Source organism: Streptomyces sirii, from assembly GCF_045690365.1.
GTDB classification, from domain to species: Bacteria; Actinomycetota; Actinomycetes; order Streptomycetales; family Streptomycetaceae; genus Streptomyces; species Streptomyces sirii.
Genome location: NZ_CP147982.1, coordinates 6396578 through 6419202, shown reverse-complemented (window position 1 = coordinate 6419202; position 22625 = coordinate 6396578). Strand labels below are relative to the sequence as shown.

The window sequence follows — 22625 nt, the reverse complement described above, 5'->3', positions numbered from 1 at the left end:
CTGAAGTCTTTGGAGTGACCCGTGGCTGCCAACTGCGACGTCTGCGGCAAGGGGCCGGGCTTCGGCAAGAGTGTCTCGCACTCGCATCGCCGCACCAACCGTCGTTGGAACCCCAACATCCAGACGGTGCGTGCAGTGATCGGGCGCACGCCGAAGAAGCTGAACGCCTGCACCTCGTGCATCAAGGCCGGCAAGGTCTCGCGCTGACGCCTTAGCCGTAGCGCAGCCCGACCGGTTGCTTAGGAAGCCGGTCCACCTCCGTGGTGGACCGGCTTCTGCCGTTCCCGGGGCCGTGCTCGGTGCGCATCGGGCTCGGTGCGCGCCGGGCTCACTGCGCGTCGCGCAGCCGCCAGCCGTGGTCCACGGGGCCGATGCCCGCGCCCAGCCGGAAGCCGGCCGCGATCGCGCCGGTGACGTACTCCTTGGCGGCCGCGGCGGCCTGCGGGACGGTGTCCCCCCTGGCCAGCCGTGCGGCCAGGGCGCTGGCGAGAGTGCAGCCGGTGCCGTGGGTGTGCCGGTTGTCGTGGCGGGGGGCGCGCAGCCAGTGCTCCTCGGTGCCGTCGGTGAGCAGATCGACGGCCGTCTCCCCGGCGCCGCCGGACCCGCCGTCCTCAGCGGCCGGCAGATGGCCGCCCTTGATGAGCGCCCAGCGCGGCCCGAACTCCAGGACGGCGGCGGCCGCCCGGCGCATATCGGCCTCCTCCTGGACGCGTACGCCGGTGAGCTGGGTGACCTCGTCCAGGTTGGGGGTGGCGACGGTGGCCGTCGGCAGCAGCTTGCCGCGCACCGCGTCCAGTGCGGAGGCGGCCAGCAGCGCATCGCCGTGCTTGGACACCCCGACGGGGTCGACGACAACCGGGACCGTGAGTTCGGCGAGCAGCTCCGCGACGGTTTCGACCAGCTCCGCCGAGGAGAGCATCCCGGTCTTGACCGCCTGGACGCCGATGTCGTCGACGACGCTGCGGAACTGGGCCCGGACGGCCTCGGCGGGCAGCTCCCACGCGCCCTGGACGCCCAGGGAGTTCTGGGCGGTGACGGCGGTCAGCACGCTCATGCCGTGGGTGCCGAGCGCCAGCATCGTCTTCAGGTCGGCCTGGATGCCCGCGCCGCCGCCGGAGTCGGACCCGGCGACGGTCAGGACGCGTGGAGGTATGCGCATGCCGCCGAATCTACTCGGCGTCCCCGTTGTCCCCGAAGTGGTCCCAGCCGGCCTTCGCCCAGGGGGCGCCGTCCACCGTCACCTGCGGCAGCGCGGACGGGTTGAGCACCTCGCCGATGACCTTCCACCGGGCGGGCAGCTTCACGTCCGGCGGGAAGGTGGCCACGATCGCGTGGTCCTCACCACCGTTGAGCACCCACTGCATCGGGTCCACGCCGACCGCCGTGCCGATGTCGGACATCTGCGAGGGGATGTCGATCGCGGCGGACCGCAGATCGATCCGGACCTTGCTGGCCTCGGCGATATGCCCCAGGTCGGCGACGAGCCCGTCGCTGACGTCGGTCATGGCGGTGGCGCCGAGTCCGGCGGCCGCCGGGCCCGCGTGGTACGGCGGCTCGGGACGGCGGTGCGCCTCGACGAAGGCCCGCGGTGAGCGGAAGCCGCGGGTCAGGACGGCGTGCCCGGCGGCGGACCAGCCCAGCCAGCCGGTCACCGCGACCACGTCACCGGGCTGGGCGCCGGCGCGGGTCACCGGCTCCTGGTTGCGCAGGTCGCCGAGCGCGGTGATGGCGACGGTGATGGTGTCGCCGCGCACGACGTCGCCGCCGACGACCGCGGCCCCGGCCACCTGGCACTCGTCCCGCAGGCCGTCCATCAGCTCGGTCGGCCAGGTCGCGGGGAGCTCGGCGGGGACGACCAGGCCGAGCAGGATCGCGGTGGGCACCGCGCCCATCGCCGCGATGTCGGCGAGGTTCTGTGCGGCGGCCTTGCGGCCGACGTCGTAGGCGGTGGACCAGTCGCGCCTAAAGTGCCGGCCCTCCAGCAGGATGTCGGTGCTGGCGACCACCCTGCGGTCCGGCGCGGTGACGACCGCGGCGTCGTCGCCCGGCCCGATCCGTACCGCCGGAGTGGAGGTGAGCCGGGAGGTGAGCTCCCTGATCAGCCCGAACTCCCCCAGCTCCCCCACGGTGCCCTTCATGCTGTTGCCCTTCCCATGTGTACGGACGGTCCGTACGTGGCTGACGGCTGCGCCCCACTTCTCCTGTTCACCGCGCGGGTCTCCCCGCTCCGCACGGTGACGCGGTACCGTGGCGTCCCTTCTTCCCACATGATCCTCGTAGCCGCCCTGGAGGTTCCGTGGTACAGGCCTACATCCTGATCCAGACCGAGGTCGGCAAGGCCTCGGCGGTAGCAGAGGTGATCTCGAAGATCTCCGGTGTGCTGCAGGCCGAGGACGTGACCGGCCCTTATGACGTCATCGTGCGCGCCCAGGCCGACACCGTCGACGAACTGGGTCGGATGGTGGTCGCCAAGGTCCAGCAGGTGGAGGGCATCACCCGCACCCTTACCTGTCCGGTCGTTCATCTGTAGCTCCCCCGTATGCTCGGCCGGGTGATCTGTGCACGTCGCCGGTACCTGGCCCTGCCGTTGCTCACCGTGCTGGTCGGCGCGGTGAGCTGTTCGTCTTCCGAGGACGTGGCCGTCCCCTCACCCCCCGGTGAGGCGGCACGGCACTGCCGGGCGCTCCACAAGGAACTGCCGCGGACCGTGGACGGGCTGGCGCGTCGTACCGCCGAGCCCGTTTCCGACTTCACTGCCATATGGGGCGATCCTGCCGTGAAACTGCGCTGCGGGGTGCCGAAGCCCGACGTCCTGACGTACGGGAGTGAACATTACAACCCCAAGGCCGACGCGGCGGAAGTCAATGGCGTCGAATGGCTCTTCGAGAAGCAGGACGACGGCTACCGCTTCACGACCGTGCTGCGCAAGGCCTATGTCGAGGTGACCGTCCCGGGGAAGTACGCCCCCGAGGTCGATGCGCTCACCGACCTCGCGGGCGCCGTGCGCAAGACCGTGCCCAAGGGCGTCTAGCGCAGCCCCGTCGAGCGCCGCAGCGCGGCCTGGAGCAGCCGGTCGATCAGCTCCGGGTAGCTCACACCGCTCTCCTGCCACATCCGCGGATACATGGAGATGGGCGTGAACCCGGGGAGCGTGTTGATCTCGTTGATCACGAACTCGCCGTTCTCCTGCAGGAAGAAGTCCGCCCGCACCAGGCCCTCGCAGGAGGCCGCCTCGAAGGCCTCGACGGCCAGTTCCTGGACCTTGGCGGTCTGCTCGGCGGTCAGCGGCGCCGGCACGATCCCGGTGGCCGAGTCGATGTACTTGGCCTCGAAGTCGTAGAAGTCGTGCGCGGTCACCGGCGGGATCTCGGCCGGGACACTGGCTCGCGGACCGTCCTCGAACTCCAGCACCCCGCACTCGATCTCGCGGCCGCGCAGCAGCGACTCCACGAGGATCTTGGGGTCGTGCCGACGGGCCTCCTCGATGGCCTCGTCCAGGCCGGCGAGGTCGTCGACCTTGCTGATGCCCATGGAGGAGCCGGCCCGGGCGGGCTTCACGAAGAGCGGCCAGCCGTGTTCCGCGGCGAAGTCCACGATCTTCTTGCGGGCGGCGGCGCCCTTTTCTCCGTTCGGAGCGGCCTGGTCCCACTCCCGCGGGCGGATGACCTCGTACGGGCCGACCGGCAGCCCGAAGGAGGTGAACACCCGCTTCATGTAGTCCTTGTCCTGGCCGACGGCTGAGGCGAGCACGCCCGAGCCGACGTAGGGCACGCCGGAGAGCTCCAGCAGTCCCTGGAGGGTGCCGTCCTCGCCGTAGGGGCCGTGCAGGACGGGGAAGACCACGTCGACCTCGCCGAGCGCCTTGGGCACCGAGCCCGGTTCGCTGTAGACGACCTCGCGGTTGGTCGGGTCGACGGGGAGCACCACGGCGCCGTCGGTGGACTCGGCGAGCGCGGCCACGCTGGGCAGCTGCCGGTCGGCGATGGCCATCCGGTCGGGGTCGTCGGCGGTCAGCGCCCAGCGGCCGTCGGTGGTGATGCCGATGGGCAGCACGTCGTACTTCTCGCGGTCGATGGCGCGCAGCACGGCTCCGGCGGTGAGTACGGAGATGGCGTGCTCGGAGCTGCGTCCGCCGAACACGACGGCGACGCGGGGCTTGTGGGAGGAGGTCTGGCTGCTCATATCGCGTTGAGGGTACCTGCTGGTAGGGCGTGCGTCAGTGTTGCGGCGCCGGATAGTACCGCCGCAACCGGCAACGGCCCCCGCCCCGGCCCACCACGCCGCGGGGTGCTAGTGCCGCTCGGACTTCGCGGTGCGCGACATCAGTTCCTTGAGGGCCACCATCGGCGGCTTGCCCTCGTGGACGATGTCCACGACCGTCTCGGTGAGCGGCATGTCGACGCCGTGCCGGCGGGCCAGATCCAGTACGGATTCGCAGGACTTGACGCCCTCGGCGGTCTGCTTGGTGACCGCGATGGTCTCCTGAAGCGTCATCCCGCGGCCGAGGTTGGTGCCGAAGGTGTTGTTGCGCGACAGCGGCGAGGAGCAGGTGGCGACGAGGTCGCCCATACCGGCCAGGCCCGCGAAGGTGTGCGCGTCGGCGCCCATGGCCAGGCCGAGCCGGGTGGTCTCGGCGAGGCCCCGGGTGATCAGGGAGGCCTTGGCGTTGTCGCCCAGGCCCATGCCGGTGGCGATGCCGACGGCGAGCGCGATCACGTTCTTGACCGCGCCGCCCAGCTCGCAGCCCACCACGTCGGTGTTGGTGTACGGGCGGAAGTACGAGGTGTGGCAGGCGGTCTGCAGCCGCCGGGCGACCGACTCGTCGGTGCAGGCGATGACCGCGGCGGCGGGCTGCCGGGCGGCGACCTCCTTGGCGAGGTTGGGGCCGGTCAGCACGGCGACGCGCTCCGCGGGGGCCTTGGCGACCTCCTCGATGACCTCGCTCATGCGCTTGGCCGTACCCAGTTCGACGCCCTTCATCAGGGAGACCAGGATCGTGTCGGAGGGCAGCAGGGGTGCCCACTCGGCGAGATTGCCGCGCAGCGTCTGGGAAGGGACGGCCAGGACGGTGAACTCCGCGTCCCGTGCCGCCTGTGCGGGGTCGGTGGTGGCCCGTACGGACGCGGGGAGCTCGACTCCCGGCAGGTAGTCGGGGTTGGTGCGGCCGTTGTTGATGGCGTCGACGAGGCCGGCGCGGCGCCCCCACAGGGTCACCTCGCATCCCGCGTCGGCCAGCACCATCGCGAATGCGGTGCCCCAGGACCCCGTGCCGTAGACGGCGCAGCGCGTCACTTGCCTTCATCCTCCTGTGCCTGCTGGGTGCTTCGGGCCTGCTGCGGGGCGGCGGCGCCCTCGGTGGCGGCGGCCGGTTCGGCGGCCCGGTCCGTCACGGCGGTCCGGCCGGTCTTGGCGGCCTCCCGGGCGGCGCGGCGCTCCTGGGCGATCGCCTTGCGCCAGTCGTACGGTTCGGCCGGCGCCGGCTCGCCGCGGAGCTCGGCGAGCTGCTCGGTGATCGCGGCCATGATGCGGTCGGTGACGGCCCGCAGCACCTCGGCGGTCGGCTCCTGGTCGTAGTACGCGCTCAGGTCGACCGGCGGTCCCGCCTGGACCTTCAGGGTCTTGCGCGGGAGCAGCTGGAGCTTGTTCTCCTTGGCGTACGGCGGCATCGCGTCGTTGGCGCCCCACTGCGCGACGGGGATGACCGGCGCCTTCGTCAGCAAGGCCACCCGCGCGGCACCGGTCTTGCCCTGCATGGGCCACAGCTCGGGGTCGCGGGTGAGGGTGCCCTCGGGGTAGAAGGCGACGCATTCGCCCTTGTGGATGGCGCTGACGGCGGCGCGGAACGCGGTGGCGGCGTCGGTGGTTTCCCGGTAGACGGGGATCTGGCCGGTGCCGCGCATCATCAGACCGACAAAGCCGCTCTTGAAGAGCCCGGCCTTGGCGAGGAATCGGGGGACCCGCCCGGTGTTGTACTGATAGTGCGCATACGAGAGCGGGTCGAGATACGAGTTGTGGTTGACCGCGGTGATAAAACCGCCGTCGGCTGGAATGTGTTCCATTCCCCGCCAGTCCCGCTTGAACAGAACCAAGAGCGGCGGTTTGCAGATGACCGCGGCCAAGCGGTACCAGAAGCCGATTCTGCGGCGGGACACTGGGACACCCTCCTTGTGGGACCTGTGATGCTGCTGCGGGCCGGCAGCCGCACAAGTGTCGCCCCAGGTACCCGCTATGTCGAGGACACCGTAACCCCGGCGCTCCCGGAGAGCGGCGGCAGCGGGTGAGAATGGCGCCGATGCGAAGAGACGGAGCGGATGTGGGCTGGAGCCTGGTCGTGCCGCTGAAGCCCCTGGTGCGGGCCAAGAGCAGGCTCTCGGGGGCGGCCGGTGAGGAGTTTCGGCCCCGATTGGCCCTCGCGTTCGCACTGGACACCGTGACAGCGGCGCTGGCCTGCGAAGACGTGCGGGATGTGGTGGTTGTCACGGATGATCCGCTCGCCGGGGAGCGTCTTTCGGCCCTGGGAGCGCGGATCGTGCCCGACACACCGGGGCGAGGGCTCAACGCGGCACTGGCCCATGGGGCGAGCGCGGTGCGGGCGCACCGCCCTGGCGCGCCGGTCGCCGCGTTGAACGCCGACCTTCCGGCACTGCGCCCGGCGGAACTGGAACTGGTGCTCCATTCCGCTTCGCTATTTCCCCGTGCATTTCTCGCGGATGCGGCGGATATCGGGACAACACTTCTGACCGCGACTTCCGGAGTGGAATTGGCACCCGCATTCGGCGGCGCCTCGCGGGCCCGTCACCTGGCGTCCGGAGCGCGGGAGATCACCACGCCGGACGTGGTGTCGGTACGCCGGGACGTGGACACCGGAGAGGACCTGCTGGCCGCGCTGGCGCTGGGCGTGGGCCCGCACACGGCCCGCCAGGCGCCGCGGCTGCCGCCGCCGGTCAGAGCGTCTGGAGCGTGATCAGGTCGATATGCCGGGCGTCGCCCTCGCCGGTGACCTCGATCCGGACCCGCTGACCGGGCCGCAGCAGCAGCAGACCGCCGGCGTCGAAGGCCGCGGCGCCGAAGGGCAGCGGGGTGCCGTCGTCCAGCAGCACACTGCCGGAGCGGGTGTCGGAGTCGTACGTGTACGCGGTGGCCTGCATGGCACAGAGCCTAGACGGCGCCCGAACGCACCGCGGGCCGGGCTCCCCGGAGGGAGACCGGCCCGACGCATGGCGTCGCCGCTGCTGGTTACCGCTTGCGGGCGGTGGCCTTCTTCGCGGTGGTCTTGCGGGCGGTGGCCTTCTTGGCGGGGGCCTTCTTCGCCGTCGCCTTCTTGGCGGGGGCGGTCTTCTTCGCCGTGGCCTTCTTCGCCGTGGCGGCCTTCTTGGCCGTGGTGGCCTTCTTGGCGGTGGTCGCCTTCTTGGCGGTGGTCTTCTTCGCCGTCGTCTTCTTGGCGGTGACCTTCTTCGCCGTGGTGGTCTTCTTCGCCGCGGCCTTCTTGGCGGTGGTCGCCTTCTTCGCGGCGGCCTTCTTGGCGGTGGCCTTCTTGGCGGCGGCCTTCTTGATGGCCGTACCGCCGGTCAGGCTGCCCTTGGGGGCCTTCTTGACGGCGACCTCGCCGCCCTTGGGGAGCTTCTTCGAGCCGCTCACCAGGTCCTTGAAGCCCTGACCGGCGCGGAAACGCGGCACCGAGGTCTTCTTGACCCGCACGCGCTCACCCGTCTGCGGGTTACGGGCGTAACGGGCCGGACGGTCGACCTTCTCGAACGAGCCGAATCCGGTGACCGAAACACGGTCGCCGGTGACAACTGCACGGACGACTGCGTCCAGTACCGCGTCGACCGCGTCCGCGGCGTTCTGGCGGCCGCCGAGCTTGTCGGCAATGGCTTCTACGAGCTGCGCCTTGTTCACGTCTTCCCCTTCGGAGACATTGCTGGAACGAAAGTTTCCAAGCTTTTTCGCACGTTAGGCAGATATATACCGCAAATCAAACACGAAACGGGCTAATCACCCTTGTGCCGCAACGAACTCGACCTTCACGGACTTCCGTCGGCGTGCACATCTTCGGGATAACGACCTTCGTCGAGGTCTTCCATGAACCACTCCAGACGCCTTGCCGCGTCCGCAAGATCGTGTTTAGCCGCGGCCGTGATGACGAGCAGCTTCCGGTTCAGCGCCATCCGTACGCCCTCCGGGACTTGCAGTGTCCGCACTCTTGCGTGTGCGTCCTTGAGACGGTCGGCGACGAGACCGTAGAGCTTGAGTTGGTCGTCGCGTTCCATGCGCTAATTGTGCCATCTGCGGCGAGTTGTCGCTTCACGGGGCCTCAACGGCAGCCTGAACAAGCAGATGCGCCCCCTGCCAACTGCACAGGGGGCGCATCGTACGCAATATGGCTTTGAGCCATAAAACCCGAGGTCAGACCTCCATCGTACGCGGCTTGAACGACGGCCGGTTCGCCTCGTACGCCACGATGGAGGGCTCCTCCCGAAGGGTGAGGCTGATGTCGTCCAGCCCCTCCAGCAGACGCCAACGGGCGTTCTCGTCCAGCTCGAAGTCGGCGGTCACGCCCTGCGCGCGGACCTGCCGGTCGACCAGGTCGACGGTCACCTCGGCGGTCGGGTCGGCCTCGACCAGCTGCTGCAGCCGGTCCACGGTCTCCTGCGGCAGGACCACCGTCAGCAGGCCGTTCTTGAGGGAGTTGCCGCGGAAGATGTCCGCGAACCGCGAGGAGATGACGGCCTTGAAGCCGTAGTTCTGCAGCGCCCAGACGGCGTGCTCACGTGAGGAGCCGGTGCCGAAGTCGGGGCCGGCGACCAGCACCGTGGCGCCCTTGTACCGCTCCTGGTTGAGGACGAACTCCGGGTCCTTGCGCCAGGCCTCGAACAGCCCGTCCTCGAAGCCGTCGCGGGTGACCTTCTTCAGCCAGTGGGCCGGGATGATCTGGTCGGTGTCGACGTTGCTGCGGCGCAGCGGGACGGCCCGGCCGGTGTGGGTGGTGAAAGCTTCCATGGTTCAGACTCCCGCGGGCGTGGCGACGGCGACGTCGGACAGGTCGGCCGGTGAGGCCAGATGGCCGAGAACCGCCGTCGCGGCGGCGACCTGCGGCGAGACCAGGTGGGTACGGCCACCCTTGCCCTGGCGCCCCTCGAAGTTGCGGTTGGAGGTGGACGCGGAGCGCTCACCGGGCGCCAGCTGGTCGGGGTTCATGCCCAGGCACATCGAGCAGCCCGCGTGCCGCCATTCGGCGCCGGCCGCGGTGAACACCTTGTCCAGGCCCTCGGCGACGGCCTCCAGGGAGACCCGCACCGAGCCGGGAACGATCAGCATCCGTACGCCGTCGGCGACCTTGCGGCCCTGAAGGATCGCGGCCGCGGAGCGCAGGTCCTCGATGCGGCCGTTGGTGCACGAACCTACGAAGACGGTGTCCACGGTGATCTCGCGCAGCGGCTGACCCGCCGTCAACCCCATGTACTCCAGGGCCTTTTCGGCGGCCAGCCGCTCCGAGGCGTCCTCGTACGAAGCCGGGTCGGGGACGCTCGCCGAAAGCGGCGCGCCCTGGCCGGGGTTGGTGCCCCAGGTGACGAACGGCGACAGCGAGGCGGCGTCGATGCGCACCTCGGCGTCGAAGACCGCGTCGTCGTCGGTGCGCAGCGTCTTCCAGTACGCGACCGCGGCGTCCCAGTCCTCGCCCTGGGGCGCGTGGTCGCGGCCCTGCAGGTAGTCGAAGGTGGTCGGGTCGGGGGCGATCATGCCGGCCCGCGCACCCGCCTCGATCGACATGTTGCAGATGGTCATCCGGGCTTCCATCGACAGCTTCTCGATGGCCGAGCCGCGGTATTCCAGGACGTAGCCCTGGCCGCCGCCGGTGCCGATCTTGGCGATGATCGCCAGGATCAGGTCCTTGGCGGTGACGCCCTCGGGCAACTCGCCGTCGACGGTGATCGCCATGGTCTTGAAGGGGGCCAGCGGCAGCGTCTGGGTGGCCAGGACGTGCTCGACCTGGCTGGTGCCGATGCCGAACGCCAGGGCGCCGAAGGCTCCGTGGGTGGAGGTGTGGCTGTCACCGCAGACCACCGTGGTGCCGGGCTGGGTCAGGCCCAACTGCGGTCCCACGACGTGGACGACGCCCTGCTCGACATCGCCCAGCGGGTGCAGCCGGACGCCGAACTCCGCGCAGTTCTTGCGCAGCGTCTCCAGCTGCGTGCGCGAGACCGGGTCGGCGATCGGCTTGTCGATGTCGAGGGTCGGGGTGTTGTGATCCTCGGTGGCGATGGTCAGGTCCGTCCGGCGCACCTGGCGGCCGGCCTTGCGGAGGCCGTCGAACGCCTGCGGGCTGGTGACCTCGTGCAGCAGGTGCAGATCAATGAAGAGGAGGTCGGGCTCGCCTTCCGCGCGCCGGACGACATGGTCGTCCCAGACCTTCTCCGCGAGTGTCCGTCCCATCGCTTTCCCTCCGGCCGGCCGCTTTGCCGGCCTTGCTCGTCCATGCGCGGGTGCCCGCAGAAATCCCCCTGCCGGGCCTTACGCCGGGCCCTGGTCGAGGGCCACACCTACAGATTGACGACTTCCCTGGAAAATTGAACTTGCGTTTCACAGTGTGAGACGCGAGTATCGTTGCATGGACAACTCTAGCGGCGTCGGCGTTCTCGACAAGGCAGCTCTGGTTTTGAGCGCCCTGGAGTCCGGTCCGGCCACCCTCGCCGGGCTGGTCGCGGCGACAGGGCTTGCACGACCCACGGCCCACAGGCTGGCCGTGGCTCTGGAACACCACCGGATGGTGGCGAGGGACATGCAGGGCCGGTTCATCCTGGGTCCACGGCTCTCCGAGCTGGCCGCGGCGGCCGGCGAGGACCGCCTGCTGGCCACGGCCGGACCGGTGCTCACCCACCTGCGCGATGTGACGGGCGAAAGCGCCCAGCTCTATCGGCGGCAGGGCGATATGCGGATCTGTGTGGCGGCGGCCGAGCGGCTGTCCGGACTGCGGGACACCGTCCCGGTCGGCTCCACGCTCCCGATGAAGGCGGGCTCGGCCGCCCAGATCCTGATGGCCTGGGAGGAGCCGGAGCGGCTGCACCGCGGCCTGCAGGGCGCACGCTTCACGGCCACCGCCCTGTCCGGCGTACGGCGCCGCGGCTGGGCCCAGTCGATCGGTGAGCGCGAGCCGGGCGTGGCCTCCGTCTCCGCCCCCGTGCGCGGCCCCTCCAACCGCGTGGTGGCCGCCGTCTCGGTCTCCGGACCGATCGAGCGGCTGACCCGCCACCCGGGCCGGATGCACGCCCAGGCGGTCATCGACGCGGCGGCCCGCCTCTCCGAGGGCCTGCGGCGCACCGGCTGAGCGCCCCGTGGCGGGGTGGGGCGGGGCAGCAGCCGTCGCCGGCTGCGGTCACAGCGCCGAAAAGGGGCGGTCCCCTGCGGATGATCCGCACGGGGCCGCCCCTTTCGGCGCTGTCGCCGCGTCTCAGTCCCCCAGGCGCTGCGCCGCCCGCTCCCCGCGGCGGCCCACCGGCACCAGGCCGCGGGCCCGCCCCAGCCCATGCGGCGGCATATCGCCGTAGATGGTCTCGTACGAGCCGGCCGGCACGACATAGGTCTCGTGCCAGATGCCGACCGCACCCCCGCCCGCGCGCGCCCGCCGGTTGAAGGCGGCCCAGGCCGGCCGGTGCTCACCGTTCTGGTCGCTCGCGTACGCCAGCAGCTTCTCCTTGGACTCCCAGTACTGCAGGACCGAGAAGTTCCGCAGCCCCGGCATGGCGCGGATGCCGAGCAGTCCCCGCGCCGGATCCTGCGCCAGCTCCTCGATCATGCGCGGCATCGCCCGGAACACCGGCAGCCAACTGCGCAACGCCCGCCACTTGTTGACCCGCATCCCGATGAGGAAGATCACCACCCCGTCGGTACCGTCCGCCGTCATCCGCCCCTGCACCGGCTTACCACCCATGACAACCCCCTTCGTCACGCCGCTCGGCGTTGGATAGCGTCGCTATCCATGATTGGATAGTGCCACTCTCCAACGAAGGGTGCAAGGGTTATGCGACTGGCAGAGCTCAGCGGGCGCAGCGGGGTGTCCACCGCCACGATCAAGTACTACCTGCGCGAGGGACTGCTGCCTCCGGGCCGCCGGATCACCGCCACCCAGTCCGAGTACGACGAGGAGCATCTGCGGCGGCTGCGGCTCGTCCGGGCCCTGATCCAGATCGGCCGGGTGCCGGTGAGCACCGCCCGCGACGTGGTGGCCGCCGTCGAGGACGACTCCCGCGACCAGCTCTCCCGCCTGGCAACGGCCGTCGAGGCCCTCCCGCACATCCCGGGCACCGAGCGCGATCCCGCGACGGACCTGGCCCGGCGCACCGCCACCGAACTGCTGGAACACGTCGGCTGGCGCTTCGGGCTGGCGATCGCCGGCCACGCCCGGGCCTTCGAGACGCTGGTCGCGGCCATCGCCGCGCTGCACCGCCTCGGCTACCCGTGCGACCTCGCGGATCTGCTGCCCTACGCCCACGCGGCGGCCGAGCTCGCGGTGAGCGAGCTGGACCTGGTCGAGGAGCACGGGACCCCGGCGGAGCGGGTGGAGGCGGCGGTGGCGCTGACCGTGCTCTACGAACCGGTGCTGCTCAGCCTGCGCCGGCTGGCGGAGGCCGAGGAGTCCAACAAGCGCTTCGGCGACGGCCCTTGATGCGGAAAGGCCCCCCGCATGACGCGGAGGGCCTTCCTCTTCTGTACCCCCGACCGGATTCGAACCGGCGCTACCGCCTTGAGAGGGCGGCGTGCTAGGCCGCTACACAACGGGGGCAAGTTTTCCTACAGTTGAGCCTGCCCCAAGGACAGGCTGCGCTGGGCTACCAGGACTCGAACCTAGACTAAATGAACCAGAATCACTCGTGCTGCCAATTACACCATAGCCCATGGTGGTTTAGACCAGTACCCCCGACCGGATTCGAACCGGCGCTACCGCCTTGAGAGGGCGGCGTGCTAGGCCGCTACACAACGGGGGCCCTAGCGATCCTGCATGAGTGACAGTGAGTGCGACCCGGACTGTCTCCCTGGGAAGGATCTGTACCCCCGACCGGATTCGAACCGGCGCTACTGCCTTGAGAGGGCAGCGTGCTAGGCCGCTACACAACGGGGGCTTTGCAGATGAGCTCTGCGAGCTGGCCTACCAGGACTCGAACCTAGACTAACTGAACCAGAATCAGTCGTGCTGCCAATTACACCATAGGCCATCAAAGCGCAACCCCCCTCGGGGGGTCTGATTTGATCTGCGCCTCCCGGCCGGACCTTTCGGCCCTCTCGGGCGGCGCAGGAAGAACATTACCTGATCGTGGACGGGGCTCCAAAACCGATAACTCCGCGCAACAGCTCGGGGAGCTCCGCCAGGCTCGCGATGCGCCGGATGCCGGGTGGCAGTTCCTCGCCGATCTCCGTCCGGTCCAGCCATACGGCGGCCAGTCCGGCGTCCCGGGCGCCGAGCGCGTCGATGTCGAGCCGGTCGCCGATGTAGAGCACCTCCTCGGCCGGGAGGCCGAGCGCCTCGCAGGCGCCCGTGAAGGCCTCGGGGGCGGGCTTGGCGTGCCCCAGCTCGTCGGCGCACAGCACGGCCTCGAAACGGGAACGGATCCCCAGGGCGGCCAGCTTGCGCTCCTGGTTGGCGGTGGAGGAATTGGACAGCACCGCCTGGCGGACCAGCGGCGCGAGCGCCTCCAGGGCGGGCGCGGAGTCCGGGAAGAGCACCCAGGACTCTTCGTAGTGCGCGACGTACCGGGCGAACCAGGCGTCCGCCTCGTCGTCGCTCAGCTCCGTGCCCAAGAACGTCCGGGCGCGCCCTCTGCGGTGGTCGAGGAACCCCACCTCACCTGCGAGGAAGCGGGCGAACTCGGTCTCCATGGCGGCGCGCCAGCGCGCCAGCGCCGCCTCCTCGCCGCCGTACGCGGCCAGCAGCCCCTCCGCCCTCAGATGGCGCAGCGCGCCGGCGCGGTCCGACCCGGTGTAGTCGAAGAGGGTGTCGTCGATGTCCCACAGGACGGCGCGGATGGGCATACCGGCAATCTAGCCGAGCGGTCCGGGTACGCCTCGGGCCCGGAAGCCGTGCGGCGTCCGGGCCCGAGGGCTGTCTGCGAGGTCAGCCGGCCAGCTTGGCCAGGGCCGCGTCGATGCGCTGGAGGGTGCGCTCCTTGCCGAGGACCTCCAGGGACTCGAAGAGGGGCAGGCCGACCGTGCGGCCGGTGACGGCCACCCGAACGGGGGCCTGGGCCTTGCCGAGCTTGAGCCCGTGCTCCTCGCCGGCGGCCAGGACGGCCTCCTTGAGGGGCTCGGGGCCCGCGGTCCAGTCGGCTGCGTCGAGCTTGGCGCGGGCCGTGGTGAGCAGCGCGACCGGGTCGCCCTTCATCGCCTTGGCCCAGGACGCCTCGTCCTCGACCGGCTCCTTGAGGAAGAGGAAGTCGACGTTGGCGGTGATGTCGGAGAGCACCGTGAGGCGGGTCTGGGCGTGCGGGGCGATGGCCTGCCAGGCGGCCTCGTCGAAGTCCTCCGGGGCCCAGTTGGCGAACGGGGCCTTCAGCCAGGGCTCGCAAGCCTTGATGAAGTCCTTCACGTCCAGCTGCCGGATGTGGTCGGCGTTGATCGCCTCGGCCTTCTTCAGGTCGAAGCGGGCCGGGTTGGCGTTGACGTCCGCGATGTCGAACTTCTCGATCAGCTCCGGCACCGAGAAGATGTCCTGGTCGGCGGAGAAGGACCAGCCGAGCAGCGCAAGGTAGTTCAGCAGGCCCTCGGGCAGGAAGCCGCGGTCGCGGTAGAGGTTGAGGGAGGCCTGCGGGTCGCGCTTGGAGAGCTTCTTGTTGCCCTCGCCCATGACGTAGGGCAGGTGGCCGAAGGCCGGGACCTCCTTGGCCACGCCCAGCTCGATCAGGGCCCGGTAGAGGGCGATCTGGCGGGGGGTGGAGGAGAGCAGGTCCTCGCCGCGCAGGACGTGGGTGATCCCCATCAGGGCGTCGTCGAGGGGGTTGACCAGGGTGTACAGCGGGGCGCCGTTGGCGCGCACGATGCCGTAGTCCGGGACGTTCTCCGGGGTGAAGGTCAGCTCGCCGCGCACCAGGTCGGTGAAGGTGATCGGCCCGTCGGGCATCCGGAAGCGGATGATCGAGGTGCGACCCTCGGCCTCGTACGCGGCCTTCTGCTCGGCGCTCACCTCGCGGCACTTGCCGTCGTAGCCCGAGGGCTTGCCGGCCTTGCGGGCGGCGTCGCGGCGCTCGTCGAGCTCCTCGGTGGTGCAGTAGCAGTGGTAGGCGTGGCCGGCGGCCAGGAGCCGCTCGACGATGTCCCGGTAGATGTCCATCCGCTGGGACTGGCGGTACGGCGCGTGCGGGCCGCCGACCTCGGGGCCCTCGTCCCAGTCGAAGCCGAGCCAGTGGAAGGAGTCCAGCAGCTGGTTGTAGGACTCCTCGGAGTCGCGGGACGCGTCGGTGTCCTCGATCCGGAAGACCAGGGTGCCCTTGTTGTGCCGTGCGTAGGCCCAGTTGAACAGGGCCGTACGGATCAGGCCGACATGGGGGTTGCCGGTCGGGGAGGGACTGAAACGGACGCGGACGGGGGTCGCGTTAGCCACGCTTGATCACCTTGTTGGTGAGAGTGCCGATGCCTTCGATGGTGACGGCGACCTCGTCGCCGACGTTGAGGGGGCCGACCCCGGCCGGGGTGCCCGTGAGGATGACGTCGCCGGGGAGCAGGGTCATCGCCTCGGTGATGTGGACGATGAGGTCCTCGATCGGGCAGACCATGTCACTGGTGCGGCCCAGCTGGCGCTGGTCGCCGTTGACGGTGCACTGGATCGCCAGGCCCGCCGCGACGTCGGCCGGGGTGAGCTCGGTCTCGACCCAGGGGCCGAGCGGGCAGGAGCTGTCGAAGCCCTTGGCCCGGGCCCACTGCTTCTCGCGCCGCTGGACATCGCGCGCGGTGACGTCGTTGGCGCAGGTGTAGCCGAGGATGACGTCCTTGACGCGCTCGCGGGGCACCTCGCGGCACATCCGGCCGATGACGACGGCGAGCTCCGCTTCGTGGTGCACCTCCTCGGAGAACGAGGGGTACGCGATGGGGTCGCCGGGGCCGACCACCGAGGTGGAGGGCTTGAAGAAGGTGACCGGCACGTCCGGGACGTCGTTGCCCAGCTCGACGGCGTGCTCGGCGTAGTTGCGGCCTACGCCCACGACCTTGTTGGGCAGGACGGGCGGCAGCAGCCGGACCTTGTCAAGCGGGACCTTCTGGCCCGAGCGCTCGAATTCCGCGAAGGGATGCCCCTTGATGACGTCGAGTTCGTCGCCTTCGACGACGCCGAAGCCGACGTTGCCGTCGATGGAGAATCTGGCGATGCGCACGGGTTGCCGCTGCCCCTCATTGATCACTGGCCGGAGTTGACACTCCAGGCTATCGCGGGGCCGCGGCCCGTCCGCAGCGCGATTACGCCGGGACGCCCTGCTCCGGCGCGTCCATCAGGACCGTGCGGCGGGGGTTGGCGGTCTGCTGGGGCAGCTCGACGGTGTGCTCCGGCACCTCGGGGGCGGTGGCGCCGAGCTCGTCGGCGTCGGTGAGGTGGGCCAGGGTGGTGCGCCGCGGGTTGGCTATGTTGCGGAACATCATCGTCGTCTTCACTGCTGCATGCCTCGCGAATGTCAAGGGGTCGGAAAGGGGTTGCGGAAAGCCCTCTTGTCGTTTCCGGCAACCGTGTAAAGCGTCAGGCTATGCGGGCTATTCCCTGTGAAGTGATGGAGAACTCGACGATCTTCCTGTGAGTTTGCTCACGAACTGTGTGACAAATGCCGCATTTCCCTTGATCAACATCCCTGGGCGAATCGGACAATGGCGGATTGAAGCGCACGTTCCGCTCCCGATCACCGCACCTGGGACAGCAGGTGAGGGGGGTCGGATCGCGGGCAAAAGTCCGTTATCTACCGCAGAAACCTCTACAAGTCGTGACGTGGTCCATACATTGCGTCACCCATGTCACAGCGGACGCCTCCGCTCTTGTTGGAGATCCTGCACTGTGCTGGAATTCCACGGACCGCCGCATGTTTCAGCCGGCGCGCAGGGCGCAAAGTGGCGCCGCGCGGTGGTGCCGCTCTCTCGGCCAGAGAGGGAAGCCCGCCGGTCACTCACGACCGCCTTGGGGGACTTAAGCGGTCCCCTATTACGACTCGACACCGTCCCGCCGAGGTGGGACGCCTGGTCCAGAGGTTGCGACGCTAGTGCAGGGACGTTTCAAGAGGGATGGCAGCGCTGCGGCGGACCCGGAGCTGCGCGGCGGGACCGACCGCGGCTCCTCGCCCCAGCGCGCCCAGAGCAACGGATCCGCCGGGGGCACGCTGCCCGTCGACGCGGGCAGCCAGGCGCCGAGCGGCGACGCCGCGGAGAGCGGCAAGCGCTCCGCCTCGAAGGGCTCCAGCGGGCCCGGCTCGCGAATAGCGCTGCGCAACTGGCGCATCAGTACCCGCCTGGTCTCCCTGCTCGCGCTTCCCGTCGTCGCCGCGACCACGCTGGGCGGCATGCGCATCGGCACCCAGCTGGAGAACATCGACCAGCTGGACAAGATGCAGCTGCTCACCGAGATGACCCGTCAGGCGACCGAGCTCGCCGACGCGTTGCAGGTCGAGCGGGACAAGTCGGCCGGTCCGCTGGCCGGCAGCGGCAACGTCAAGGACGACGCGAACGTCGTCGCGCCCCGCGAGGCGACCGACCGCGCCAAGCTGTCGTTCAACCAGGCCACCGACGACATCCGGGGCCAGGACGCCACGATGGCCGGTGTCCGGGCGACCGTCCTGGAGATCACCCGCCAGCTCAACACCCTCAACGAGATCCGCGCCAACGCCTACAAGGACGAGGGCAACGCGGCGCGGACCGTCACCAGCTACAACCAGCTGATCAACTCGCTGCTGTCGCTCTCCCAGGACATGGCGCAGGCGACCAGCAACCCGGAGATGATCCGCTCGACCCGTGCGCTGGCGGCGTTCTCGTCCGCCAAGGAGTACGCGTCGATCCAGCGCGCCCTGGTCAGCGCCGGCCTCGCCCACGACGGCGGCCCGGAGCTGTCCTCCAACGACCGGCTGGCCGGCCGTAACGCCGAGGACAGCGAGAAGGCGGCGCGCGACCGCTTCCAGCAGATCTACTCCAACAACGCCGGTGCGCTCACCCGCGGTCTCGACGGCAACAACGACGAGATCAAGGCCGCGGTCGCCTTCGCGCACCGCGCCTTCGCCAGCGGCTCCGGGATCCGCAGCCAGGACTACCGCTACCTCGACTGGTACGACTCCGACACCGTCAAGATCGACGAGATGTCGCGGATCGAGACCACGCTGCTGTCCGAGATGGAGCAGAAGTCCCGCGAGCTGCGCAACGAGGCCACGCAGGACGCGATCATCAACGGTGCGGTGATCCTGCTCGTCCTCGGCGTCTCGCTGGTGGGCGCGTTCGTCGTGGCCCGGTCCATGGTCCGCTCGCTGCGCCGGCTGCAGGACACCGCGCAGAAGGTCGCCCAGGACCGGCTGCCCGAGCTGGTCAAGCAGCTGTCGGAGTCCGACCCGCAGGACGTGGACACCTCCGTCGAGTCGGTCGGTGTGCACAGCCGGGACGAGATCGGCCGGGTGGCCGCGGCCTTCGACGACGTGCACCGCGAGGCGGTCCGCCTCGCCTCCGAGCAGGCGCTGCTGCGAGGCAACGTCAACGCGATGTTCACCAACCTCTCGCGCCGCAGCCAGGGCCTGATCCAGCGCCAGCTCTCGCTGATCTCCGAGCTGGAGTCCCGCGAGGCCGACCCGGATCAGCTGTCCTCGCTGTTCAAGCTCGACCACCTCGCTACCCGTATGCGCCGTAACGGTGAGAACCTCCTGGTCCTCGCGGGTGAGGAGCCGGGACGCCGGTGGACGCGACCGGTTCCGCTGGTCGACGTGCTGCGCGCCGCCGCCTCCGAGGTGGAGCAGTACGAGCGGATCGAGCTCAACGCCGTTCCGCAGACCGAGGTCGCCGGCCGGGTCGTCAACGACCTCGTGCACCTGCTCGCCGAGCTGCTGGAGAACGCCACCTCGTTCTCCTCCCCGCAGACCAAGGTCAAGGTCACCGGTCACGCGCTGCCCGACGGCCGGGTGCTGGTCGAGATCCACGACACCGGTATCGGCCTGTCCCCGGAGGACCTGTCGGCGATCAACGAGCGGCTGGCCAGCCCGCCGACCGTGGACGTCTCGGTGTCCCGGCGCATGGGTCTGTTCGTGGTCGGCCGCCTGTCGCTGCGGCACGGCATCCGCATCCAGCTGCGCCCCTCCGACTCCGGCGGCACCACCGCCCTGGTCATGCTGCCGGTCGACGTCGCCCAGGGCGGCAAGAAGCCGGCGCCCAGCAACGCCAAGAGCGGTTCCGGCGAGGCCGGCGGCGCGCCCTCCGGCCGACTCGCGGGGCTCCAGCCGCGCGGTCAGGTCGGTGCGGGTCCGGCGCCCGGCCAGCGCCCCGCGCTGCCCGCTCGCGGGGGTCCCGGCGGCGCACCCGGCGCGTTCGGTTCCCCGGCGCCCGGGGGCCGCCCCGGTGGTCCCGGCGCGGGCGCCCCGAACGCCTCCGCGCCGACCGGTGCCCGCCCCGGTGGCGCGCGCCCGCTGCCCAATCGCGGTGCCGACGGCGGCCCGGCGGCCACCGTGGCGCCGCCGACCGGCGCACCGCGCCGCGAGGAGCGTCCGCAGCTGCCGCCGCGCAGCGCCGCGGCCGAGCTGCCGGGCGCCACGCCGGCCGGCGGCCAGGACGGCCAGGACGGCCGCGGCGGTCAGCAGCCCGGCGGTACGAGCTGGGGTGCGCGCCGTGAGCGCGGCGGCTCCGACGACTGGCCGCTGGCGCCCCGCGAGACGCAGGACCAGCCGCGCGGCCACGAGGAGCCGGAGCGCACCGGCAGCTTCGAGCGGCCCGCACCGAGCGGCGGCCCCGGCGACACCGCCGCGTTCGCCCGCCCCGACTTCTCCGGCCCGCCGCCGGCTGCCAACGCCCCGCAGGGCGGTCGCCCGGCCGGCCGTGGCGCGACCGCGGACGGCTCCGGTGACACCGGCCAGTTCGCGCGTCCGGACAGCGACACGGGCCAGTACGCGCGCCCCGACAGCGACACCGGCCAGTACGCGACCGGTGAGTTCCCACAGCTCGCCGAGCCCGATCCGTACGAGACCGGACAGCTCGACGCCCGCCAGTTCCAGCAGCAGTCGGACGCCGGGCCCGCCCCGTACGCCGACGAGCGGCAGAACACCGGCCAGTTCCAGCAGCCGCGGCAGCCGCAGGACCGCGGTGCGCTGGACGGCGATGTGCTGGGCGGCGCGGACGCCGGCCCCGGGGACGGCCGTACGCCGATCTTCGACACCATCGAGTCCAACTGGTTCAGCCACCCTGCGGCCGCCGCCGCGGGTGTGCCGCCGCAGGGCACCGACACCGCCGACGCGGCGCCGCTGCCGCGCCGCGGGTCCGCACAGGACGCCGGCGCCCGCCGTGAGGCACCGGCCGACACCTCGCGCAACGAGGCGCCGGCCGACCCCACCACGCAGTGGCGCAGCTCGCCGAACGACGAGACCTGGCGGCAGGCGGAGCAGATCCGCCAGCCGGCCGCGGGTGGGATCACCACCTCCGGGCTGCCCCGGCGGGTCCCGCGTGCGAACCTCGTCGCGGGCACCGCACAGCAGCAGCAGTCCCACCAGAGCGGTCCTCAGGTCTCGCGCTCGCCCAGCGACGTGCGCGGCCGGCTGACCAATCTGCGTCGGGGTATTCAGCAGGGCCGGCAGGCCGGGACGTCGACCACCGGCACCCACGGCACCGTCGATCCCACTCACCAGCAGGAGCGTTAGTTGAGTCCGATGAGCCAGGCGGCGCAGAATCTGAACTGGTTGATCACCAACTTCGTGGACAACACCCCCGGGGTGTCGCACACGGTGGTGGTCTCCGCGGACGGGCTGCTCCTCGCGATGTCCGAGGGCTTCCCGCGCGACCGCGCCGATCAACTCGCGGCGGTGGCCTCCGGGCTGACCTCGCTGACCTCCGGCGCCTCCCGCATCTTCGAGGGCGGGACGGTGAACCAGACCGTGGTGGAGATGGAGCGGGGGTTCCTCTTCATCATGTCCGTCTCCGACGGATCGTCGCTGGCCGTGCTCGCGCACCCCGAGTGCGACATCGGCCTGGTCGGCTACGAGATGGCCCTGCTGGTCGACCGCGCGGGAACGGTGCTGACGCCGGACCTGCGCGCCGAACTTCAAGGCAGCCTGCTGCACTGAGGCGCCCGCAGCGCCGTACCGTCCAGCACCCCACCATCCATTCACGCCGCAACCCCCCACCGGCCCAACCCGACGACAGACACCCTGTCCCGTCCGGAGGACCCATGACCCCGCCACCTGCCACTTCCGGCCCGTACGGCGCCTACAGCCAGGCGCCGTACGGGAGCGAAGGTGATCAGCCGCTGGTGCGCCCGTACGCCATGACCGGAGGCCGGACCAGGCCGCGCTACCAGCTCGCCATAGAGGCGCTGGTCAGCACGACCGCCGACCCCTCCCAGCTGCCCGGGCTGCTGCCCGAGCACCAGCGCATCTGCCACCTGTGCCGCGAGGTGAAGTCGGTCGCCGAGGTCTCGGCACTGCTGCACATCCCGCTGGGTGTGGCGCGGATTCTGGTCGCGGACCTGGCGGAGGCCGGGATGGTGGCGATCCACCAGCCCGGCGGCAGCGGTGAGGCCGGCGGCACGCCGGACGTGACCTTGCTGGAGAGGGTGCTCAGTGGACTTCGCAAGCTCTGACAGCGGCGGCTACTCCGGAAGCCAGGCGCGCGCCACCACCTCCGCGAAGATCGTGGTGGCGGGCGGCTTCGGCGTGGGCAAGACCACGTTCGTCGGCGCGGTCTCGGAGATCAATCCGCTGCGTACCGAAGCGGTGATGACGTCCGCTTCGGCGGGGATCGACGATCTCAGCCACGTCCAGGACAAGACCACGACGACCGTGGCGATGGACTTCGGCCGGATCACCCTGGACCAGGACCTGATCCTGTACCTCTTCGGTACGCCCGGTCAGGACCGCTTCTGGTTCATGTGGGACGACCTGGTACGTGGCGCCATCGGCGCGGTGGTCCTCGTCGACACCCGCCGGCTCGCCGACTGCTTCCCGGCCGTCGACTACTTCGAGAACAGCGGTCTGCCGTTCGTCGTCGCCCTCAACGGCTTCGAGGGCCACCAGCCGTACACGCCCGACGAGGTCCGTGAGGCGCTCCAGATCGGCCCCGGGACCCCGATCATCACCACCGATGCCCGGCACCGCAGCGAGGCCAAGAGCGCGCTCATCACGCTGGTCGAGCACGCGCTGATGGCCCGCCTGCGGTAGGGCCGCCCCCAGGGCCCGCGCCTCATCAGGCGCGGGCCGTGCGGAAGTTGGCTTCCGTTGGCCCGATGCGGTGCGCCGGGCCGGTTCCCGGCATGCGCGAATGGATCTGTGTCCTTCGACACGCCGACAAATTTGCTTCATAACGTTTCGACAGTGAATCGTCGACGTTTCGACACCCCATGCGCATGCCTGGCTTCGCTGCGCGCACGGAGCGCCTTCATTTTGACGCACCTCGCCCTTAACGCCCCTTTTATCTGAGGCGCTTCCGGGCCTTCC

At 70.5% G+C, this 22625-nt stretch carries 25 protein-coding genes and 5 tRNA genes; 10 read left to right on the top strand and 20 right to left on the bottom strand.

Annotation, left to right across the window (positions count from 1 at the left end; genetic code table 11):
* Positions 1 to 21 precede the first annotated feature (21 nt).
* Positions 22 to 207: a 50S ribosomal protein L28 gene (rpmB, locus tag WAB15_RS29030; protein WP_006602870.1), complete on the top strand. Its 186-nt coding sequence runs from the start codon at positions 22 to 24 to the stop codon at positions 205 to 207.
* A 121-nt stretch (positions 208 to 328) separates the two neighbouring features.
* Here rpmB and thiD read toward each other — a convergent pair whose 3' ends face one another.
* Together thiD and WAB15_RS29020 are read right to left on the bottom strand one after the other, a co-directional pair.
* A complete protein-coding gene (gene thiD, locus WAB15_RS29025) occupies positions 329 to 1159 on the bottom strand; it encodes a bifunctional hydroxymethylpyrimidine kinase/phosphomethylpyrimidine kinase (RefSeq protein ID WP_407288029.1) in 831 nt (276 codons plus the stop codon).
* A 10-nt stretch (positions 1160 to 1169) separates the two neighbouring features.
* Complete coding sequence (locus WAB15_RS29020; protein WP_399147164.1) at positions 1170 to 2138, bottom strand: thiamine-phosphate kinase; 969 nt, start codon at positions 2136 to 2138, stop codon at positions 1170 to 1172.
* 158 nt (positions 2139 to 2296) lie between these two features.
* Here WAB15_RS29020 and WAB15_RS29015 point away from each other — a divergent pair, with 158 nt between their 5' ends.
* Together WAB15_RS29015 and WAB15_RS29010 are read left to right on the top strand one after the other, a co-directional pair.
* A complete protein-coding gene (locus WAB15_RS29015; RefSeq protein WP_384433720.1) occupies positions 2297 to 2530 on the top strand; it encodes an Lrp/AsnC ligand binding domain-containing protein in 234 nt (77 codons plus the stop codon).
* A gap of 9 nt (positions 2531 to 2539) precedes the next feature.
* Positions 2540 to 3031 (top strand): DUF3515 domain-containing protein, encoded by a 492-nt coding sequence (locus WAB15_RS29010; protein ID WP_399147163.1) that lies wholly within the window; start codon positions 2540 to 2542, stop codon positions 3029 to 3031.
* On the opposite strand, the gene WAB15_RS29005 is transcribed toward WAB15_RS29010, so the two are convergent.
* The 3 genes from WAB15_RS29005 to WAB15_RS28995 form a co-directional block, all read right to left on the bottom strand.
* Positions 3028 to 4182 (bottom strand): D-alanine--D-alanine ligase family protein, encoded by a 1155-nt coding sequence (locus WAB15_RS29005; RefSeq protein ID WP_399147162.1) that lies wholly within the window; start codon positions 4180 to 4182, stop codon positions 3028 to 3030. The two genes, WAB15_RS29010 and WAB15_RS29005, sit on opposite strands and share 4 nt — an antisense overlap.
* 108 nt (positions 4183 to 4290) lie before the next feature.
* Positions 4291 to 5292 carry an NAD(P)H-dependent glycerol-3-phosphate dehydrogenase gene (locus WAB15_RS29000; RefSeq protein WP_407288028.1) on the bottom strand — a complete coding sequence of 334 codons (1002 nt, stop codon included), beginning with the start codon at positions 5290 to 5292 and terminating at the stop codon, positions 4291 to 4293.
* A complete protein-coding gene (locus tag WAB15_RS28995; protein ID WP_399147160.1) occupies positions 5289 to 6152 on the bottom strand; it encodes a lysophospholipid acyltransferase family protein in 864 nt (287 codons plus the stop codon). Before WAB15_RS28995 ends, WAB15_RS29000 begins: the two co-directional genes overlap by 4 nt.
* A gap of 161 nt (positions 6153 to 6313) precedes the next feature.
* Here WAB15_RS28995 and cofC point away from each other — a divergent pair, with 161 nt between their 5' ends.
* Positions 6314 to 6964: a 2-phospho-L-lactate guanylyltransferase gene (gene cofC / locus WAB15_RS28990; RefSeq protein ID WP_407288027.1), complete on the top strand. Its 651-nt coding sequence runs from the start codon at positions 6314 to 6316 to the stop codon at positions 6962 to 6964.
* On the opposite strand, the gene WAB15_RS28985 is transcribed toward cofC, so the two are convergent.
* The 5 genes from WAB15_RS28985 to leuC form a co-directional block, all read right to left on the bottom strand.
* On the bottom strand, positions 6945 to 7148 hold the full coding sequence (locus WAB15_RS28985; RefSeq protein WP_407288026.1) for a hypothetical protein: 204 nt from the start codon (positions 7146 to 7148) through the stop codon (positions 6945 to 6947). The two genes, cofC and WAB15_RS28985, sit on opposite strands and share 20 nt — an antisense overlap.
* An 88-nt stretch (positions 7149 to 7236) precedes the next feature.
* The gene (locus WAB15_RS28980; protein ID WP_399147157.1) at positions 7237 to 7899 is read right to left on the bottom strand and encodes an HU family DNA-binding protein; all 663 of its coding nucleotides are present in this window, start codon (positions 7897 to 7899) and stop codon (positions 7237 to 7239) included.
* 125 nt (positions 7900 to 8024) lie between these two features.
* Positions 8025 to 8270: a hypothetical protein gene (locus WAB15_RS28975; RefSeq protein ID WP_384433744.1), complete on the bottom strand. Its 246-nt coding sequence runs from the start codon at positions 8268 to 8270 to the stop codon at positions 8025 to 8027.
* A 136-nt stretch (positions 8271 to 8406) separates the two neighbouring features.
* Positions 8407 to 9000: a 3-isopropylmalate dehydratase small subunit gene (gene leuD / locus WAB15_RS28970; RefSeq protein ID WP_399147156.1), complete on the bottom strand. Its 594-nt coding sequence runs from the start codon at positions 8998 to 9000 to the stop codon at positions 8407 to 8409.
* Between the two features lie 3 nt (positions 9001 to 9003).
* Positions 9004 to 10434 (bottom strand): 3-isopropylmalate dehydratase large subunit, encoded by a 1431-nt coding sequence (gene leuC, locus WAB15_RS28965; protein WP_407288025.1) that lies wholly within the window; start codon positions 10432 to 10434, stop codon positions 9004 to 9006.
* Positions 10435 to 10609: 175 nt separating this feature from the next.
* On the opposite strand from leuC, the gene ndgR reads away from it, so the two are divergent.
* A complete protein-coding gene (gene ndgR / locus WAB15_RS28960) occupies positions 10610 to 11326 on the top strand; it encodes an IclR family transcriptional regulator NdgR (RefSeq protein WP_026169203.1) in 717 nt (238 codons plus the stop codon).
* Between the two features lie 123 nt (positions 11327 to 11449).
* Here ndgR and WAB15_RS28955 read toward each other — a convergent pair whose 3' ends face one another.
* Positions 11450 to 11929, bottom strand: a complete 480-nt coding sequence (locus WAB15_RS28955; RefSeq protein ID WP_407288024.1) for a DUF4188 domain-containing protein — start codon at positions 11927 to 11929, stop codon at positions 11450 to 11452.
* Positions 11930 to 12019: 90 nt separating this feature from the next.
* Between WAB15_RS28955 and WAB15_RS28950 the strand changes: the two genes are divergently transcribed.
* Positions 12020 to 12664, top strand: coding sequence for a MerR family transcriptional regulator (locus WAB15_RS28950; RefSeq protein WP_407288023.1), 645 nt, complete (start codon positions 12020 to 12022; stop codon positions 12662 to 12664).
* Between the two features lie 44 nt (positions 12665 to 12708).
* On the opposite strand, the gene WAB15_RS28945 is transcribed toward WAB15_RS28950, so the two are convergent.
* From WAB15_RS28945 to WAB15_RS28905, 9 genes are all read right to left on the bottom strand, one after another.
* A tRNA-Glu gene (locus tag WAB15_RS28945) sits at positions 12709 to 12781 on the bottom strand.
* Between the two features lie 41 nt (positions 12782 to 12822).
* A tRNA-Gln gene (locus WAB15_RS28940) sits at positions 12823 to 12894 on the bottom strand.
* Between the two features lie 16 nt (positions 12895 to 12910).
* Positions 12911 to 12983 (bottom strand) — tRNA-Glu (locus WAB15_RS28935).
* 62 nt (positions 12984 to 13045) lie between these two features.
* Positions 13046 to 13118, bottom strand: a tRNA-Glu gene (locus tag WAB15_RS28930).
* Between the two features lie 21 nt (positions 13119 to 13139).
* A tRNA-Gln gene (locus WAB15_RS28925) sits at positions 13140 to 13211 on the bottom strand.
* 88 nt (positions 13212 to 13299) lie between these two features.
* Complete coding sequence (locus WAB15_RS28920; RefSeq protein WP_407288022.1) at positions 13300 to 14025, bottom strand: HAD family hydrolase; 726 nt, start codon at positions 14023 to 14025, stop codon at positions 13300 to 13302.
* Between the two features lie 82 nt (positions 14026 to 14107).
* Positions 14108 to 15589 carry a glutamate--tRNA ligase gene (gene gltX, locus WAB15_RS28915; protein WP_399147151.1) on the bottom strand — a complete coding sequence of 494 codons (1482 nt, stop codon included), beginning with the start codon at positions 15587 to 15589 and terminating at the stop codon, positions 14108 to 14110.
* Positions 15582 to 16355, bottom strand: coding sequence for a fumarylacetoacetate hydrolase family protein (locus WAB15_RS28910; RefSeq protein WP_399147150.1), 774 nt, complete (start codon positions 16353 to 16355; stop codon positions 15582 to 15584). Before WAB15_RS28910 ends, gltX begins: the two co-directional genes overlap by 8 nt.
* Positions 16356 to 16437: 82 nt before the next feature.
* Positions 16438 to 16629, bottom strand: coding sequence for a hypothetical protein (locus WAB15_RS28905; RefSeq protein ID WP_393493942.1), 192 nt, complete (start codon positions 16627 to 16629; stop codon positions 16438 to 16440).
* Between the two features lie 593 nt (positions 16630 to 17222).
* Between WAB15_RS28905 and WAB15_RS28900 the strand changes: the two genes are divergently transcribed.
* The 4 genes from WAB15_RS28900 to WAB15_RS28885 all read left to right on the top strand — a co-directional run bounded on the left by WAB15_RS28900 (position 17223) and on the right by WAB15_RS28885 (position 22349).
* A complete protein-coding gene (locus tag WAB15_RS28900; RefSeq protein ID WP_407288021.1) occupies positions 17223 to 20834 on the top strand; it encodes a nitrate- and nitrite sensing domain-containing protein in 3612 nt (1203 codons plus the stop codon).
* Between the two features lie 9 nt (positions 20835 to 20843).
* On the top strand, positions 20844 to 21257 hold the full coding sequence (locus WAB15_RS28895) for a roadblock/LC7 domain-containing protein (protein ID WP_018087200.1): 414 nt from the start codon (positions 20844 to 20846) through the stop codon (positions 21255 to 21257).
* A 104-nt stretch (positions 21258 to 21361) separates the two neighbouring features.
* A complete protein-coding gene (locus tag WAB15_RS28890) occupies positions 21362 to 21772 on the top strand; it encodes a DUF742 domain-containing protein (RefSeq protein WP_030087818.1) in 411 nt (136 codons plus the stop codon).
* On the top strand, positions 21753 to 22349 hold the full coding sequence (locus tag WAB15_RS28885; protein WP_407288020.1) for a GTP-binding protein: 597 nt from the start codon (positions 21753 to 21755) through the stop codon (positions 22347 to 22349). The genes WAB15_RS28890 and WAB15_RS28885 overlap by 20 nt, the downstream gene beginning before the upstream one ends.
* Positions 22350 to 22625 lie beyond the last annotated feature (276 nt).

Coding starts and splice junctions, on each gene's coding strand:
- WAB15_RS28890 (WP_030087818.1), top strand. CDS start 21,362: ATGACCCCGCCACCTGCCACTTCCGGCCCGTACGGCGCCTACAGCCAG.
- WAB15_RS29010 (WP_399147163.1), top strand. CDS start 2,540: ATGCTCGGCCGGGTGATCTGTGCACGTCGCCGGTACCTGGCCCTGCCG.
- leuC (WP_407288025.1), bottom strand. CDS start 10,434: ATGGGACGGACACTCGCGGAGAAGGTCTGGGACGACCATGTCGTCCGG.
- ndgR (WP_026169203.1), top strand. CDS start 10,610: ATGGACAACTCTAGCGGCGTCGGCGTTCTCGACAAGGCAGCTCTGGTT.
- thiD (WP_407288029.1), bottom strand. CDS start 1,159: ATGCGCATACCTCCACGCGTCCTGACCGTCGCCGGGTCCGACTCCGGC.
- WAB15_RS28895 (WP_018087200.1), top strand. CDS start 20,844: ATGAGCCAGGCGGCGCAGAATCTGAACTGGTTGATCACCAACTTCGTG.
- WAB15_RS28985 (WP_407288026.1), bottom strand. CDS start 7,148: ATGCAGGCCACCGCGTACACGTACGACTCCGACACCCGCTCCGGCAGT.
- WAB15_RS28975 (WP_384433744.1), bottom strand. CDS start 8,270: ATGGAACGCGACGACCAACTCAAGCTCTACGGTCTCGTCGCCGACCGT.
- WAB15_RS29020 (WP_399147164.1), bottom strand. CDS start 2,138: ATGAAGGGCACCGTGGGGGAGCTGGGGGAGTTCGGGCTGATCAGGGAG.
- WAB15_RS28955 (WP_407288024.1), bottom strand. CDS start 11,929: ATGGGTGGTAAGCCGGTGCAGGGGCGGATGACGGCGGACGGTACCGAC.
- WAB15_RS28920 (WP_407288022.1), bottom strand. CDS start 14,025: ATGCCCATCCGCGCCGTCCTGTGGGACATCGACGACACCCTCTTCGAC.
- leuD (WP_399147156.1), bottom strand. CDS start 9,000: ATGGAAGCTTTCACCACCCACACCGGCCGGGCCGTCCCGCTGCGCCGC.
- WAB15_RS28950 (WP_407288023.1), top strand. CDS start 12,020: ATGCGACTGGCAGAGCTCAGCGGGCGCAGCGGGGTGTCCACCGCCACG.
- WAB15_RS29005 (WP_399147162.1), bottom strand. CDS start 4,182: ATGAGCAGCCAGACCTCCTCCCACAAGCCCCGCGTCGCCGTCGTGTTC.